Source organism: Paenibacillus sp. FSL K6-1566, from assembly GCF_038050475.1.
Taxonomy (GTDB): Bacteria; Bacillota; Bacilli; order Paenibacillales; family Paenibacillaceae; genus Paenibacillus_AQ; species Paenibacillus_AQ lactis.
The window spans coordinates 4,086,351-4,102,120 of sequence record NZ_JBBOSR010000001.1; the positions used below are offsets into that span (position 1 = coordinate 4,086,351).

General features: G+C 50.7%; 15 protein-coding genes and 1 pseudogene. 4 read left to right on the plus strand and 12 right to left on the minus strand.

Features of this window, described 5'->3' with window-relative positions; all coding sequences use genetic code 11:
- Nucleotides 1-20 precede the first annotated feature (20 nt).
- A complete protein-coding gene (locus tag NST08_RS17880; RefSeq protein ID WP_144878758.1) occupies nucleotides 21-935 on the plus strand; it encodes an AraC family transcriptional regulator in 915 nt (304 codons plus the stop codon).
- 321 nt (nucleotides 936-1,256) lie between these two features.
- Nucleotides 1,257-1,643 (plus strand): DoxX family protein, encoded by a 387-nt coding sequence (locus NST08_RS17885; RefSeq protein WP_341342110.1) that lies wholly within the window; start codon nucleotides 1,257-1,259, stop codon nucleotides 1,641-1,643.
- Here the strand turns inward: NST08_RS17885 and NST08_RS17890 are convergent.
- The 7 genes from NST08_RS17890 to NST08_RS17920 form a co-directional block, all read right to left on the minus strand.
- A complete protein-coding gene (locus NST08_RS17890) occupies nucleotides 1,627-1,839 on the minus strand; it encodes a hypothetical protein (RefSeq protein ID WP_341342111.1) in 213 nt (70 codons plus the stop codon). The two genes, NST08_RS17885 and NST08_RS17890, sit on opposite strands and share 17 nt — an antisense overlap.
- A gap of 20 nt (nucleotides 1,840-1,859) precedes the next feature.
- On the minus strand, nucleotides 1,860-3,095 hold the full coding sequence (locus NST08_RS17895) for an MFS transporter (protein WP_341342112.1): 1,236 nt from the start codon (nucleotides 3,093-3,095) through the stop codon (nucleotides 1,860-1,862).
- 167 nt (nucleotides 3,096-3,262) lie between these two features.
- Nucleotides 3,263-3,538: a DUF6171 family protein gene (locus tag NST08_RS17900; protein WP_007128531.1), complete on the minus strand. Its 276-nt coding sequence runs from the start codon at nucleotides 3,536-3,538 to the stop codon at nucleotides 3,263-3,265.
- A gap of 5 nt (nucleotides 3,539-3,543) precedes the next feature.
- The gene (locus tag NST08_RS17905) at nucleotides 3,544-5,037 is read right to left on the minus strand and encodes an alpha-N-arabinofuranosidase (protein ID WP_341342113.1); all 1,494 of its coding nucleotides are present in this window, start codon (nucleotides 5,035-5,037) and stop codon (nucleotides 3,544-3,546) included.
- 204 nt (nucleotides 5,038-5,241) lie between these two features.
- A complete protein-coding gene (locus NST08_RS17910) occupies nucleotides 5,242-5,988 on the minus strand; it encodes an amino acid ABC transporter ATP-binding protein (RefSeq protein WP_341342114.1) in 747 nt (248 codons plus the stop codon).
- A 14-nt stretch (nucleotides 5,989-6,002) separates the two neighbouring features.
- Entirely contained in the window at nucleotides 6,003-6,662 is a 660-nt protein-coding gene (locus NST08_RS17915) for an ABC transporter permease subunit (protein ID WP_028406256.1), read from the minus strand.
- Nucleotides 6,663-6,805: 143 nt separating this feature from the next.
- Complete coding sequence (locus NST08_RS17920; RefSeq protein ID WP_028406257.1) at nucleotides 6,806-7,573, minus strand: transporter substrate-binding domain-containing protein; 768 nt, start codon at nucleotides 7,571-7,573, stop codon at nucleotides 6,806-6,808.
- A gap of 281 nt (nucleotides 7,574-7,854) precedes the next feature.
- On the opposite strand from NST08_RS17920, the gene NST08_RS17925 reads away from it, so the two are divergent.
- The gene (locus NST08_RS17925) at nucleotides 7,855-8,604 is read left to right on the plus strand and encodes a hypothetical protein (RefSeq protein ID WP_341342115.1); all 750 of its coding nucleotides are present in this window, start codon (nucleotides 7,855-7,857) and stop codon (nucleotides 8,602-8,604) included.
- Nucleotides 8,605-8,897: 293 nt separating this feature from the next.
- Nucleotides 8,898-9,926, plus strand: coding sequence for an LCP family protein (locus NST08_RS17930; protein ID WP_210095063.1), 1,029 nt, complete (start codon nucleotides 8,898-8,900; stop codon nucleotides 9,924-9,926).
- A gap of 84 nt (nucleotides 9,927-10,010) precedes the next feature.
- Here the strand turns inward: NST08_RS17930 and NST08_RS17935 are convergent, their stop codons facing one another.
- The 5 genes and pseudogenes from NST08_RS17935 to nagZ form a co-directional block, all read right to left on the minus strand.
- Nucleotides 10,011-10,526, minus strand: coding sequence for a hypothetical protein (locus NST08_RS17935; RefSeq protein ID WP_040738154.1), 516 nt, complete (start codon nucleotides 10,524-10,526; stop codon nucleotides 10,011-10,013).
- Between the two features lie 280 nt (nucleotides 10,527-10,806).
- Entirely contained in the window at nucleotides 10,807-11,736 is a 930-nt protein-coding gene (locus tag NST08_RS17940) for a manganese-dependent inorganic pyrophosphatase (RefSeq protein ID WP_028406260.1), read from the minus strand.
- A gap of 125 nt (nucleotides 11,737-11,861) precedes the next feature.
- Nucleotides 11,862-12,884 carry a UDP-N-acetylmuramate dehydrogenase gene (locus NST08_RS17945; RefSeq protein WP_210095064.1) on the minus strand — a complete coding sequence of 341 codons (1,023 nt, stop codon included), beginning with the start codon at nucleotides 12,882-12,884 and terminating at the stop codon, nucleotides 11,862-11,864.
- A 197-nt stretch (nucleotides 12,885-13,081) separates the two neighbouring features.
- Nucleotides 13,082-14,020: pseudogene (rpoD, locus tag NST08_RS17950) on the minus strand (RNA polymerase sigma factor RpoD); the annotation flags it as partial.
- A 369-nt stretch (nucleotides 14,021-14,389) separates the two neighbouring features.
- Nucleotides 14,390-15,754 carry a beta-N-acetylhexosaminidase gene (nagZ, locus tag NST08_RS17955; protein ID WP_341342116.1) on the minus strand — a complete coding sequence of 455 codons (1,365 nt, stop codon included), beginning with the start codon at nucleotides 15,752-15,754 and terminating at the stop codon, nucleotides 14,390-14,392.
- Nucleotides 15,755-15,770: the final 16 nt, after the last annotated feature.

Here is a 15,770-nt window from a genome sequence, read left to right on the forward strand (position 1 = left end):
ATAAAGGAGTCCCGGTTCCCATGGATATTAAATTCCGATTCCCCAATATGATCAATACCTTGCAGGTAACAGGCTGCCATTTCGATCATCAACCGCCGGGGTGGCACTATCCGAGACATCATCACCATCTGTTCGAGCTTCTCTATTGCATGGAGGGCGAGGTTGAACAGGAAATCCACCGGGACCGCTTCACGCTGCGGGAAGGCGAATGGCTGCTGATCAAATCGGGGGTGCGTCATCAATCTTCGAACCGTTCGAGCAGGCCGTACGGTTATTTCAATGTACATTTTGATCTGGACGATACCGACATTCGGAGCAGATTGTCCGCTGCGCCGTTCCGCCATTTTCCGAGATCCGTGGGAGAACGGACCAAGCTCGGCGAATATGTAAAAAAGCTGGAGGGAATTATCCCGCGGAGTCTGAACATCAAGGAAGGGATCTCCGACCAGACCGGTCAGCTCCAGCACGAGCTTTCGTTCGAAGAGCGGCTGCTTCTGCAATCCTACACCCTGCTGATCATACATGAGGTGCTTATGCTTCTAAATTCCCCCGTGCTGGGTCCTGCGCTTCCTTCCCAAGCCCCTTCATCGGCGGCTCCTCGCCCAGCATCAGCGATGACCGCCGATGTAGCACATGCCATCGAAGAGAAGCTGCTGTCGGGATTATCCGGGGATGCTTCGGTCAGCCGCGTTGCTCGGGAGCTTAATCTGAGCCGCAGCCAGTGCAGCAAGCAGTTCACCAAGATTTATGGCATGTCCCCAAGGCAGTATGTCAGCAGGCAGAAGCTCAACCTGGCTAAGGAACTCCTGGTAACGACTAACCTGCCGGTCTATGCCATCGCCGACAAGCTCGGTTTCCGTTCAGCAAGCCATTTCTCGAGACAGTTTCGCCGCTGGACCGGACAATCGCCGACCGATTATAAGCCCCGTACCTAACATTGACACTGCCCCCGCATTACCCGGGAGATCGGCAGCGCGGTACCGTCCCTTCATGACGCTTCACGGGCAGAGCGGCTATTCGTTATTAGGATGTGTCTTCCAAATCAAGCAAGCCAAAAACTCTGGATTTGAGCCGCTTCCCGCTGAACATTTCTCCTTTAAGTGATTTTTAGTTAGTTACTTGACAATGAATAGATGAGTCTGTATGATACAACGTATTGTTATTCCTATACGAAAAGTTAGCTAATAACATTACTAGGGGTTTGGCGCCGTCATAGTCACGGTCAAAACGTCTAAAAAAGGAGTGAACGACTCAAAATGAAAAGCTATGCTTCTGCAGGCACTTTGATCATAAGGGTTGTCCTAGGGATTATCTTCTTGGCCCATGGGCTGGATAAATTCGGGAGTGGCATCGGCAATATCGAGGGCTTCTTCGAGAGCCTTGGCATTCCGGCATTCATGGCTTCGGTTGTCGCCATAATCGAAATCGTCGGCGGAACCGCTCTCATTCTGGGCTTCGCCACCCGCATCGCTTCCGTTGTTCTAGGAATCGTGCTGATTGTTGCCATCGTGCAGGCCAAGCTCGGGATGGGATTCCTGAACGGCTACGAGCTCGACGTTGCGCTTCTTGCCATGGCGGCCCATCTTGCGCTGAGCGGCAGCAGCCTGCTATCCGTCGATTCATTATTTACCAAGAAGCGCTAGGTGTAAGCTGCGTTACAACCGAGCAGCCAACGGCCGATTGCCCGAAGATCGGCAGCGGCAGCATTCCAAGCATACTCCGGCCATCGTGCCCCTCATAATAGGAAATCAACATTAAGAAAGCTGCACCGATATCCCGGTTTGTCCGGATATCAGGTGCAGCTTTCTTGTTCTTGATAATGGATTTCCACAGCGCCAAAATAAACTTCAATCTTCTTGCTAAGCCGTTCTCCCGCTTGAGTCCACCGCTTGGGTCTGCTTCTTTTGCATACTTACGATGACGAAAGACAACCCGGCTGAAACCGCAATACAAACGGCACCGATGATGTAGACCATCCGAATGCCGAGCGTATCCGCAATCAGACCGATGACGGCGATTGAAATGCTCGTAATCGTTGAAAGCAGAATGCCGCGCGATGCGTATACCTTCGGCAGCATGGATGGCTCGATGCTCGTCTGGAAAGCCGTTTGCTGTGCAACGTCCCTCAGCTGATACGCCGGTCCCATTCCGATACACAGCACGAGTGCAACCATCGGAATGCTGTTCAGCCCGTACCACAGCGTCAGCAGGCTGAACACGGCGGAGCCTGCAGCCATACAAGCGATCAAATGCTTCTGGATAAACGATGAGAACAGAACCGTCAGCAGACCGCCCAGAATCGCGCCCGCATAATAGCTTGCATTAATAAAGCCCCACCATGCTTCTCCTTGATGCAGCACTTCCTTCACGTAAACCAAGGTAATGGCACCGACCCAGATCGTTCCGGCAACGCCTTCAATCATATCCATAAGCGTTACGATACGAAGCGTCGGGATACGCCATAAATACGACCACCCCTCAAGAATCGCCTTACGATTCGGCTTCGCACGCCGCGGGCCCGAATCGTCACCTGGCATTACCCGTGTGACAAGCAGCAGGCTGATCACCGATACCCAGATCAGGATGGCCGTAATGATTAACGTCGGTTGATGCCCGATCTGGGTCACCAGGAAGCCTGTGAAGGTGTAGCCCGCAATTTGCAGCGATTGCTCCGTCACCGACAGGGAGCTGTTCGCCTTTACAAGCCGGTCCGACGGCACGATTCGCGGCACGATCGACTGCAGGAGCGGAGTCCCCCAGCCGTGAGCGCAGGCGATCAGCAGGATCAAGATGCACAGCAGATAAACGTGCGGAGCGATGTATGGAAAAAACACCACAAGCGCGGTAACGAGCAACGCTTTTACAAGCTGCAGCCTAGTGAGAAGCTTGGCAAACGGGTACCTTTCCATAAGAAGCGGCACCGTGAATCCCGCCACGAATTTGGCTGCTGCATTGAGCAGCGGAAACAGCGCGGCGATGAATGCAGAGCCCGATTCCTGGTACATATATGTCGTGATCGCCATGATATACACGACATCGGCCAGCGAAGTGCCGGAATGAGCGGTCCAGTAACAGGCGAAGATTCCTCTATTCATTGCAGCCTCCATTCCTAAGCCCTAAGTCTCAATATGTATCTTAAAATCATATCATCGGCCGTCAGAATTTGTAAACCTCAGGTCCCTTGTGACGAGGAAATCTTCCATTAAAAAAAACTGCTTCCCGTGTTTAATACACGGGAAGCAGGCTAATGTACCGGGAAGCGTCAAGATACGGCCTCAGCCGACCATCGGTCTTCTCCGGGATATGGACAACGCTTCTCCTTCAGCTTTGCCGTGATCTGCACGATACAGCCGCATACCAGGCATGTGGTGCCGCCTTGCAGCTTCGGGCATGACATGCAGGCATGCAGGCGAGTTTCATACTCGCTGTCGGAGACGCAGCGGTCCGAGCGGAACATCGGGGACGCCAGCACACGCTCAATCTGTTTGCTGTCGACGACATAATCGTCGCGGCAGCCCTTGCATCGGTTATCCGCCATGCGGATTACCCCGCCGTAATTTCGAAGACGGTCACGGACATCGGAGCGAGCTTCGCGTGAAGGATGCCTTCCTCCACTTCATAGGCACTGAAGGTCGACGGCGTAAGCGCGTCCGGTTCCTCAAAGGTGTTATGGGCGTCCAGCGAATCTGCGGCCAGCTGCTCAGCCTTGATTTTGAAGATCGGTCCGGCAAGACCGCGGAGTGCAACGGACACATCCGCCTGCGAATCATGGCTTACATTACACAGGCTGACATGGATTTTCCCTTCGGCATCCTTGGATGCAGAGACGGAGACTTGCGGAATCTTTTCGCCGTCCATTTCATATTCGGAGCCGCTGATGTGGGCATCCAGACGTTCCGCGTCCTGATGCACCTTATACATATTGAACACATGGTAAGTCGGCGTCAGCAGCATTTTCTCTCCTTCCGTCAAGATGACGGACTGAAGCACGTTGACGATCTGTGCGATATTCGCCATGACGACACGGTCATTATGCTCATGGAAGATGTTCAGCGTCAAGCCGGCAACGAGAGCGTCCCGAATCGTGTTTTGCTGATACAGGAAGCCGGGATTCGTTCCAGGCTCCACATCATACCAGGTTCCCCATTCATCTACGATCAAACCGATCCGCTTGTTCGGATCATATTGATCCATAATCGCGGAATGTCTCGTAATCAACTCATCCATATGGAGCGCCTTTTTCATGGTCGTAAACCATTCCTGCTCCGTAAATCCGGTCGCAGGGCCCTTGCCCGTCCAGAATTCGCCCGGAATCGTGTAATAATGGAGGCTGATCGCATCCATAAACGGATGGGCTTCCCTCATGACCGTCTCCATCCAGCGGTAATCGTCCACGTTCGGGCCGCAGGCGATCTTGTACACCTGATTCTCACCGTAATTCCGGACATAGGTCTGGTACTGGCGATACAGGTCCGCATAATATTCCGGACGCATATTGCCGCCGCATCCCCAGTTCTCGTTGCCCACGCCGAAATATTTCAGCTTCCAAGGCTTCTCCCGGCCGTTCTCCTTACGCCATTCAGCCATCGGAGACACCCCGTCGAACGTCATATACTCGACCCATTCCGACATTTCCTGAACCGTGCCGCTTCCGACGTTGCCCGATATGTATGGTTCGCATTCCAGCAGCTCGCACAGCCGCATAAACTCATGGGTACCGAAATGATTATTCTCGACCACGCCGCCCCAGTGCGTATTGATCATCCGCTTGCGGTTCTCCCGCGGTCCGATGCCGTCCTTCCAATGATATTCATCCGCGAAGCAGCCGCCCGGCCAACGCAGTACCGGAATCTTGAGCTTCTTCAGAGCTTCCAATACATCATTTCGGATTCCTTCCGTGTTAGGAATCTTCGAATCTTCGCCGACCCAGATCCCTTCATAAATGCAGCGTCCCAAGTGCTCGGAGAAATGCCCGTAAATATTGCGGTTAATCGTTCCATGCGACACATCGGCGTTAATCGTAATAACATGACTCATTGGTTACTCGCTCCTCGCTGTACTTTTATAAATATTTATATGAATCAATTCATATTTCTTTAAAACAATGATATCGGGCATTTCTCCATTCGTCAACCCGGAAATTAAACGCTTTCACTAAAATTACATATTTTTCGCCCAAAAAATAAACCTGCTTCACCTGCAGGACGATGTGGTCCTGTAAGTGCAGCAGGTCTATATTGGTTAACGCATCGCCCGGTTAAGAAACTCCCGGGTTCGATCGACTTTCGGATGATGAAAGATTTGCTCCGGCGTTCCCGACTCGATCACTTGTCCGTGATCCATGAAGAGGATCCGGTCCGCTACATCCCGTGCAAATCCCATCTCATGGGTAACGATAATCATCGTCATATTCTCCCTGGCCAATTGCCGGATCACCTCAAGCACTTCCCCCGTCAGTTCGGGATCGAGCGCCGACGTCGGCTCGTCGAACAGCAGGATGTCGGGGCTCATCATGAGCGCCCTCGCAATGGCGACACGCTGTTTCTGCCCCCCGGACAGGTTCGCCGGGTAGACACCCGCTTTATCCGCAAGGCCGACCTTTTGCAGCAATGCAGCACTCCTTCTTGCCACTTCATCCCTCGATTCCTTCTTCACGTATTTCGGTGCGAGCGCCAAATTCTCTTGAACGGTGAGATGCGGAAACAGATTAAAGTGCTGGAACACCATCCCCATGCGGGAAGTGATCGTCTTGATTTGTTTTTGAGCGGAATATGTCCCGTCCTTCACCAGATATTGGTCCTGGACCTTGATCGATCCGCCATTGATCTCTTCCAGATGGACAAGGCTCCGAAGCATTGTACTCTTTCCCGAGCCGGAGGGGCCGATAACGGCCACGACTTCGTTCCGTTGTATATCGAAGCTGACGTCTTTCAGCACGTCCAGCTGTCCGAATGATTTCTTCATGTGGGATACTTCAATAATCGCCATAGCAGCCATTCCTTCTATTGAAATTTAAATCGTCGTTCGAGGTATTTGAACAGCAGCGTAAGTACGAGCGTCATCAGCAAATAAATGATGCCTGCAATCACAAACGGCATGATGGTAACATCGCGGTTGACGGCTGTATGCGCGAAATGAAGCAGCTCCGGTACCGCCACCGCATACAGCAGCGCGGTGTCTTTAATCAGCGTAATGGATTCGTTCGAAACGGCCGGCAGAGCCACGCGGAACATTTGCGGCAGGATGACTCTGACCATCGTCTGCCATCTGCTAAGGCCGAGCACCTGTGCGGCTTCATACTGTCCCTTATCTATGGACAGCAGGCCGCCTCTGAAAATTTCGGCAAAATAGGCGGCATAGTTCAGCACGAAGGCCAAGCATGCCGCAACAAAACGATCAAAAACGAGATACTCCCCGATGACCGGCAGCACAGGCAGGCCGAAGCAGATGAACAGCATCTGCAGCAGCAGCGGCGTGCCCCGCATGACGTAGATATAAACTCCCGCAAACCAGGCGAGCGGCTTCACCGAACTTCTCGCCATTAACGTTAAGGCAAAGCCGAGCGGGATGGATGCAATGATGGCAATGAAGAACAGCAGTATCGTTGTCTGTGCGCCCTCCAGCATCGGCTTGCCGATCTGAATGATATAATCCAAATTCATGTTGATCACTATACTCCCGTTATGAAAACTCAAATTCAGAGTTTTTCATTAATGTCGTCAACAAAACCGGAGCCTTGGGTCAAAGTCCGGTTTCTTGATCATTTGCTATGAAAAGACTGCTTACATCATCTTGGTTCTGCGAATTATTTCAATACCTTTTCTTCGCCAAACCATTTTTTAGATATCGAGGCGGCGGTACCATCGGCATTCAGCTCATCCAAAGCCTTCTGCAGCTTGTTCAGCAGCTCCTCGTTGCCCTTCTTCACACCGATGCCATATTGTTCAGGCGCCAGAGTTTCTTCCAAAATCTTATAGGTGCCTTCTTCCTTGGACATATAATATTTCATAACGACCTCGTCAATCACGACGGCATCCACCCGGCCATTCTTCAAATCGCTTAAGGCAAGCACGTTGTCCGGAAATTCGGAAATGTCCTTCACTTGGCTATGGATAGCATTCGCACTGAGCGCATCAGCTGCGGACGAAAGCGACTGCAGGCCGATATTCTTGCCGGCCAGGTCACTAATGGTACTGATTTCCGAACCTTCAAGCACTGCTACGACTTGGCTGTTCTCAAGGTAAGGCTTCGTAAACAGCACCTTCTCCTTGCGCTCATCCGTGATTGTGTAACCATTCCAGATCAGATCGATTCGTCCGCTCATCAGCTCCGATTCCTTCGCTTTCCAGTCGATCGGCTGGAACTTTACCTCCATCCCCATCTTCTCTGCAGCGGCACGCGCATAATCAATATCGAAACCGACGATTTCGTTGTTCTCATCCCGGAAGCCCATCGGAGCAAATTTGTCGTCGATGCCGATCACCAGCTCATTCGAGCTGCCTCCTGAGCTTGAACACCCGATCACAGTCATTAGGATAACCAATCCTGCCAATAATGACGCCAATTTTTTCATGTATAAATCCCCCTTGTGACAATTCATGCAGCCATATTCAGGATATCGGTGATCCGTGCAATATGAAAATTTCTGCGTTTTGCTTTAGTGCGTTATCAGGACACCATAATACCATATTAGCAGAAAAGAGTCGATAGGTTCACAGAAGCTTCATTAACATTGTCGAAATAATGAAATTTATGTATTTTCATCCTATATTAAGGTTATTTTAATGATGAACTCAGCAAAACGGGAAACAATGACGAACGTTACACCAAACATCCAGAAAGGCGGTAACCTATATGAACCGTAAATATTTGAATTTCACCAGAAGACTTGTCTTGATGACGATCGCCATCGTCATGGGACTCGCCTATCTGCCCGGCACGACATGGGCGCAGGAGCCTGCAGGTAATGAGAATAAGGCCTCTTCTCCTTCTCGCCCTGCCGCGCAAGACGGCCACGGTCAGCATAAACCCGGCCGCATGTTCAAAGCCATCTCCGATTATCTCAAGCTAGAGCCAGAGGTTCTGCGGGACAAGCTCAAGACCTCCTCGCTCGCTGAAATTGCCAAAGAGCAAGGGGTTTCCAGAGAGGATATAAAAGCGAAGCTCGTCGAGATGTTGAAGGAGAAAGTAGCGGCACACCCGAAGCAGCTCGGTAAATCCATTGATTACTCCGCGGCTGCCGACAGACTTCTCGATGCCAAAGGCGGGTGGAAGAAGCAGCGGGTACATCATCGCCAAGGAAGAATGATTGCCGCCGAGCATGAGCTTGCCCAAATGCTGAAGCTGTCGGATGACCAATTGAAGGAATCCCTCCGGTCCGGTAAAACCCTTGCCCAGCTGGCGAAGGAGCAAGGAGTAGCCGTGCAGTCCGTGATCGATCAGCAGGTTCAGGCATTTACAAAGCATCTTGACCGAAAACTGTCGGAAGGGAAAATTTCCAAGGAAGAATATTCGGAGCATAAGGCGAAGCTTCCGCAGTTCGTCAGCGATGTCGTTAATGGAAAGCTGGCGCCGCCCGCACATCCAGGCCGCAAGGACTCTTAGTCCATGCCGGCGATCCGAGTCAAAAACAAATAATATAACAAAGAAGTGTCGCTATGCATGCAGCGGCACTTCTTGTCATTGAGGGACAGCATTGCAAATCTACCAAGAAGTTTGTTGATTTTTCTGGAAATTAAACTAGAATAGGGATATAATGCCGAGATTTACTTCTCTCAAATCGATCGAATGATATATTGGCAAACCCTTCGACCCCTTCTTCACGGGATCAACTTCTACTCGGCATCCGTTAACCATTTTCATTTTCAAAACTATTTATTGAGGAGTTGTAACGTTATATGGAACTGGAACCTAGAACGGTGTCAAGGAGGAGGCTTAAGGGCCGCAGCAGAATCAATATCAAGAAACGGATCGGGATATCGCTCATCATACTCATCCTGCTTGTCGGCGCTGGATATCTGTTCAGAAAAGAATTATCGTTGCTTGCCTTTAATACACTGCTCAAAAAAGATATCAAAGAAACGTTAGACAATTCCTACAAACCGTTTGGGTACGAGATTAGAAATACTCACGCCTATGAAGGTAAACCCTTTTCCTTGCTCCTAATGGGGATTGATCAGCGTGATCAAGAGCCCAGCAGATCAGATACGATCATATATTCCGTAATTCGACCTAAAGATAACAAAATCCTATTAGTCTCGATCCCCCGGGATTCATATACTGAAATAATAGGCAGGGATGTAAAATCAAAAATCAACTCTGCGTATGCTCATGGCGGAGAAAAAATGAGTATGGACACAGTTGCGTCCTTACTCAAGAACCGAGTCGATTATTACGCTACAGTGAATTTTAAAGGAGTTATAGACATTGTGGACGCAATTGGAGGTGTAAAGCTTCCGATAACCAAAGTAATTGAAAATAAGAACCCGAAGCATGAAAAATTAAGGATAGAGCCTAACCAACCGATGTATGACGGTCTTGATGCTTTAAGTTACGTTCGTTACCGAGAGGACTCCGATTTTAAACGTACCGAGCGGCAGCGAATATTTATTAGAGCCGTTACGAACAAAATTTTAGATTTCAAGAACGTCGCTAAAGTTCCTGAATTAATCGATATTGCGGGGTCCAATTTCACCACTAACATGGACCCTGATCTGATCCTGAAATTGGCTGAAACTGTTTATTTAAATGATACGCCGCCTGATTTTGAGAACCACATGTTACAAGGCCGGGGAAAAACGAGAGGAACCACCTGGTACTATGACCTTGATGCAGAAGATTTAGAATACACTCAAAAGCTTATCTCAAATTGGTTAAATAGCGATATTAATAAACAAGACCTTATTCACCCTCAAGATATGGACTAGGCAAAAGGTTCAGTGCAGCGCTGATCTGATCCCAGGACGAGCCGGATGTACTCATAAAGCCTTCTTGGGCCTTCAAGGCCCAAGTTACGGCACATATTGCTGGATGATCTTCACGACCTCGCCGTCTTCCACCGTGATGTGGAACGGGAACCATTTCATATCCACAATATCGTCTTTTCGATAGATATCGGTGAACTTGTCGAGGCTGACCTGCTGATTCCACACGACCTGGGCATCCTCATACCGTCCGGTATGATCATACAGCTGCAGGCGAACCTCAGCGTTTCCCGCTACGGGCAATGTAATCCGCTCTTCCGTATCATTAACAATATAATAGCCGTCCGGGGCTTCGGTCATTTCCGGGTCTTGCTCCCGCTCTCGGAAGATCGCGTTTGCTTCCTCGCCTTCGTACCATTCAATCGGATCGATTTCCAGATAGACCTGTCCGTCTTTCACCTCAAGCGCATTGATATAGGCAGCCTCCTGATTCGAAGCTTTCGGAACCGGCTCATAATTGTTGCTCGAGGCTACGCCAACCGAATGGATCATGAACAAACCAAGCAGCATCAACGCTCCCAATCTCCAAGCCGTCTTCTTCATACTTCTCATCGCTCCCTCAACATTACTAAGTGTGAAAGATCGTTTTCTCACCGTATATTACCCGAATTCCGTGAGATTGAAACAATCCTCTATTTATGATTCATACTACGATTATACGGAGCATCGCGCCAAAAAGGATGTCAAAGCGGTGTAAATTCATTACAATATCTCAACCTTCGCATTTCAATGACGGTGAATGCACATCCGCCGCGCTGTCCGCAACAAAAAAAGCCTGTCTGCCGAACCAATGGTTCAGCAGGGACAGGCCTTAACATAAGTATTATTGATTGAAAGCTTCGGTAAGCACGGGAACAATTTGCGATTTACGGGATACAACGCCCTTGAGCAGCGCTTTATTATCCGAAAGCGACACATTGTAGGCTCTTTCAACCGCCTTGGCATCCTTGCCAAGCGCGAGCGCAATCGAGTCGTTATTCAGAATGTCTGTAACAACGAACACGAACAGATCCAGGTTTTTCTTAGCGATAATCCCTTGAATGGCCTCTTCAAGCTCTGCTTGACGGGACAGAACGTCGTTTGTGTCAACCGCATTCACTTGGGCGATTTCAACCTTCGCTGCGCCCATGCTGAATTCCTTCGCGTCAAGGGAAATAAGCTGCTCGATCGTTTTGTCGCTCAGATCGGCACCGGCCTTCAGCATGTCGAGTCCGTAGCTTTCCGCATCGACGCCTGCAATCTCCGCGAGCTCGCGGGCAGCAGCAACATCTTCCTCTGTGCAGGTTGGAGATTTGAACAGCAACGAATCGGATATAATGGCGGACAGCATCAGCCCTGCGATTTCCTTACGGACTGCAATGCCCTTCTCTTTGTAGATCTTGTTCAGGATCGTAGCGGTGCAGCCGACAGGCTCAGCGCGGTAGTACAGCGGCTGGCTTGTCTCAAAATTGGCGATCCGATGATGGTCGATAACTTCAACCACCCGAACTTGTTCGATGTCGCTAGCGCTTTGCTGGCGTTCATTATGATCGACAAGAATGACGTCCTGAGCCTCATTCGCAACGGTCTCTACCAGACGCGGTGCTTCGACGTTGAAGTATTTCAACGCATAAGCGGTCTCTCCGTTCACTTCGCCGAGACGTACCGGTTCAGCGTCGAGTCCGAGCTGTTTCTTCAAATCGGCATAAGCGATTGCCGAGCAAATCGTATCCGTATCCGGATTTTTGTGTCCAAAGATCAATGTTTTAGCCATAGGTTATTCCCCTTTCACATCCTAGATTAACCGTTTAAATCCATAAACAGATGTCACCTATCTGATTATAGCGTTAAATGCTCCTTATTCCAATGACTTTACAGAGAATTTTTGAATGGTCCCTTTTACACCAAGACAATCTCAGGCTCTGGAATAAAACCGAACCGTTGATGAATCGCCTCTGTAATGACATTCATCAAATATAATATATCCGTCGCTTTGGCATGATTCTGATTCAGGATCATATTGCCGTGATGCGGGGAAATGATCGCCCCGCCGTATTCCGTCCCCTTCAAATTCAGCTGATCCACCAAGGAGCCGATGGCAACTCCATAATCATAGTTATTTTTAAATACGGAGCCGCAGGAAGGGTAATCGAAATGCCGTTTACTTGTCCGGTACTTGATAATGTCGAGCATCGACTGCGGGGTCGGTATGCCTCTTCCCGCGAGCGCATGAACCTCGCCAAGGAAGAAGGAGAAGAACGACGGCAACGAGGATGGGTGACTTCCTCTCGTCTTCCACTCCTGCAACAGCAGCGCGGTAGAGCTGATCTGCTCCTCGGAGCTGACCGGCGTGTTCAGATCTGCCCCGATAATAATCCATGGATGGTGCTGGAATATCGACTGTTTGTAAGCGAATTGGCATTCCGAAGCCGGGATTGAACGGACGCTGAGCCCCGGATCCATCGTGTCGATATAATAAACCGTATCAAGAATGTCGCATACTTGGCTGGCATTATACTTAGCGTTCATATAGATGCCTGCCCCGACGCAGCCCGGCAGCAGGAACGTAAAGTCCAGCGAATCGCCCCCGCCAATCAAGCCCATAAGCGACAAGAGCGACATCGGCGTTCCAGACGCCACATACCATTTGTCATCCCTGACCGCCAGCTCGACAAGCCGCTTCAAGGAAATATACACCATGTCCTTATTCGGTTCGTCCGGAAACAGGATGTTGGAGCCCATGCCGAATATATACCACGGCATTCCGAGCCGCTTGCAATCCTGCAGCAGCTCCGCAAGATCTGCTGAAGTCTCCGGCATAGCCAAATAATTCGCCAAGCCGCCGACCCCGTAAGTTGAATAATCGGATAACGGAACATGGCGCTTGCACAATCGATCAATTGCAGATTTATGTAAAGTCATCTTAGACACTCCCTATCATTTCACTTTCACACAGCGGATAATCGCCTGCCTGTGGGGATGCTACATAATTATGATGCAACTCGTCGGTTGGTGTCAATCGGAGGGGTCACAAGCATGAGTCCATAAAAAAACCCTTGACTGCAGCGCGCGCACTGCAATCAAGGGGTGTTGATCCACTTCGTGAACGAAACGATCGATTACTCCAGGAAATCCTTGAGACGCTTGCTGCGGCTCGGATGACGAAGCTTACGGAGCGCCTTCGCTTCAATCTGTCGAATCCGCTCGCGCGTAACGCCGAATACCTGACCGACCTCTTCAAGCGTTCGGGTCCGCCCGTCCTCAAGTCCGAAGCGAAGCCGAAGCACGTTCTCTTCACGATCCGTCAAGGTATCGAGCACTTCCTCAAGCTGCTCCTTAAGCAGCTCGAAGGCGGCAGCGTCAGCTGGCGCCAGCGCATCCTGATCCTCGATGAAATCCCCCAGGTTCGAATCGCTCTCCTCACCAACCGGCGTCTCGAGCGATACAGGCTCCTGTGAAACTTTGAGGATCTCCCGGACCTTCTCCGGCGTAATATCCATCTCCTTGGCAATTTCCTCCGGTGACGGCTCCCGCCCAAGCTCTTGCAGAAGCTGTCTGGATACACGGACGAGCTTATTGATCGTCTCTACCATGTGAACCGGAATTCGAATCGTTCTCGCTTGGTCGGCAATCGAGCGGGTAATCGCCTGCCGAATCCACCATGTCGCATAGGTGCTGAACTTGAAGCCTTTGGAGTAGTCAAACTTCTCCACCGCTTTGATCAATCCCATATTGCCTTCCTGTATCAGATCAAGGAACTGCATGCCCCGACCTGCATAACGTCTGGCAATGCTGACGACTAGACGAAGATTGGCTTCCGCCAGACGTCGCTTCGCATCCTCATCGCCTTCCTCGATACGCTTGGACAGCTCCACTTCCTCATCGGCTGAGAGAAGGGGAACACGGCCGATTTCCTTCAGGTACATGCGAACCGGATCGCTAATCTTGATGCCTGGCGGAAGGGAGAGGTCATCATGAACTGCAAAATCCTCCGCGGGAGAATTAGCCGCTTTTTCCGCATCCACTACCTCACGATCCAATGCAAAATCCGCACTCTGACGGTTCTCCATTCTATGCCCCCCTGTTGACAATCCTATAATTTTGTGCTAATCTATCATTAGGTCATTATGACATCTACCTAATAATTATTTATCCTTCATTCTATCATATTACGCCTATTTTTTCAACTTCTAATATATTCTAGTTCCAGCACGGCAATCTCTTTTGAAGAGGTTGCCTTTTTTGATTGAAATACGTACCGGGAGATCCAAAGGGGCATTCGTTGCTCAATCCCGGGAATGCCTGTTGTAGTATATGTTCACGGATGTTCTTCAAGTACATAAGGATGGCGAGAACGGGCCAAGACCGGATCATGACGAAATCAGTCCCCCTGTCCTGCCTTGGCTTGACGCTGAAGGAGAAAAGGCTTACTTTATCTCCTTCAGCACTGCCCTCGTATCCTCATTTAACCGTTCGATGTCCGGCATGTCCGCCGGCTCGTCGTTCAATTGGTACCGCTGCTTGAGCGCCAGGGTTGCCAGCACGCGTTCATCCAGCACCTCCCCGGAAATCACGCCCGATTCCACGGCCTCCGTGATGGCTTGAATGACAGCCTCCTCCTGTGCATAATCGTGTCCGATCATGACGATATTGGTTCCGGCCAAGATCGACTTTACCGCGGCCTCGCCGGCATCGATATTCTTCGTAATGGCACCCATTGTCATGTCGTCCGTGATGACGACACCATCAAAGCCCAGCTCCTGCCTTAACAGATCCGTGATGACCGCCTTGGAATAGGAGGACGGCGTTATCTCATCAATCGCCCTCATAAGCAGATGCCCGACCATCACAACGTCTGCGCCTTGCTCGATCGCTTTACGGAATGGCGCAATCTCCAGCTCATGCAGCCGCTTTATATCATGAGTTACGACAGGAAGCCCAAGATGGGAATCGACTGAGGTATCGCCATGGCCCGGGAAGTGCTTCACGACCGGCACGACGCCCGCTTCCTGAATCCCTTTCATGGAAGCAATGCCCTGCCTGCCCACCTCTTCTGCCGTCTCACCGAAGGAACGGTCCCCGATCACCGGGTTGTCCGGATTGCTGTTCACATCAAGCACCGGCGCATAGACCATGTTTATACCGATCGAGCCTACTTTCCGTCCAATAAGCTCGCCGACCTGACGGGTGACGTCGGGGTCATTCCCGCTCCCCACCTTTCCGCTTGACGGCAGCTTGACATATTCCTCCGGGAAGCGGGTGACCCGCCCTCCTTCCTCATCAATGCTCAGCCATAGCGGCACCGGATTAGACGCATTCGCCTTTTTCAGCTCGTTAAGCAGCGTTACGGCTTGGCTGGTGCTAGCGATATTATCCTTAAAGAAAATAAACCCGCCGACGTGGTAGGAATCCAGCATCTTGCGGGCGACGTCGTCCATGCGCGTACCCTCGATCCCGACCATGACAAGCTGGCCAATCTTCTCTTTGTCTGTCATTTTGGAGAGCTGTGCGGCTGCGGCAGCCATTGCAGGGTCTGAAGCTGCCCCGCTTTCCTTGGACGGATCCCCTTCCTCTTCAGAATCCGAAGCCCCCGTGTTACTTGCGGGCCCACCCTGCTCCTCGTGTTCAGCAGGCGGCTTGGCGGCGTCGCCTTCCTGCTGCTGTCCATTCCCGGATGCCGAATCCGCAGATCCGCTTCCCGGCATATTGGTTCCTGCTCCGCCTTGACAAGCCGGCAGCATCAAGATCATGACCAGAATGATCGCCCATATCCCTGCTTGCTTATGTTTCATTAACTGCTTCATCTTC

Bases quoted from the DNA above. Each gene is read 5' to 3' on its own strand.
- NST08_RS17880 (WP_144878758.1), top strand. From the start codon at position 21: ATGGATATTAAATTCCGATTCCCCAATATGATCAATACCTTGCAGGTA.
- NST08_RS17885 (WP_341342110.1), top strand. From the start codon at position 1,257: ATGAAAAGCTATGCTTCTGCAGGCACTTTGATCATAAGGGTTGTCCTA.
- NST08_RS17895 (WP_341342112.1), bottom strand. From the start codon at position 3,095: ATGAATAGAGGAATCTTCGCCTGTTACTGGACCGCTCATTCCGGCACT.
- NST08_RS17900 (WP_007128531.1), bottom strand. From the start codon at position 3,538: ATGGCGGATAACCGATGCAAGGGCTGCCGCGACGATTATGTCGTCGAC.
- NST08_RS17905 (WP_341342113.1), bottom strand. From the start codon at position 5,037: ATGAGTCATGTTATTACGATTAACGCCGATGTGTCGCATGGAACGATT.
- NST08_RS17910 (WP_341342114.1), bottom strand. From the start codon at position 5,988: ATGGCGATTATTGAAGTATCCCACATGAAGAAATCATTCGGACAGCTG.
- NST08_RS17915 (WP_028406256.1), bottom strand. From the start codon at position 6,662: ATGAATTTGGATTATATCATTCAGATCGGCAAGCCGATGCTGGAGGGC.
- NST08_RS17920 (WP_028406257.1), bottom strand. From the start codon at position 7,573: ATGAAAAAATTGGCGTCATTATTGGCAGGATTGGTTATCCTAATGACT.
- NST08_RS17925 (WP_341342115.1), top strand. From the start codon at position 7,855: ATGAACCGTAAATATTTGAATTTCACCAGAAGACTTGTCTTGATGACG.
- NST08_RS17930 (WP_210095063.1), top strand. From the start codon at position 8,898: ATGGAACTGGAACCTAGAACGGTGTCAAGGAGGAGGCTTAAGGGCCGC.
- NST08_RS17935 (WP_040738154.1), bottom strand. From the start codon at position 10,526: ATGAAGAAGACGGCTTGGAGATTGGGAGCGTTGATGCTGCTTGGTTTG.
- NST08_RS17940 (WP_028406260.1), bottom strand. From the start codon at position 11,736: ATGGCTAAAACATTGATCTTTGGACACAAAAATCCGGATACGGATACG.
- NST08_RS17945 (WP_210095064.1), bottom strand. From the start codon at position 12,884: ATGACTTTACATAAATCTGCAATTGATCGATTGTGCAAGCGCCATGTT.
- nagZ (WP_341342116.1), bottom strand. From the start codon at position 15,754: ATGAAACATAAGCAAGCAGGGATATGGGCGATCATTCTGGTCATGATC.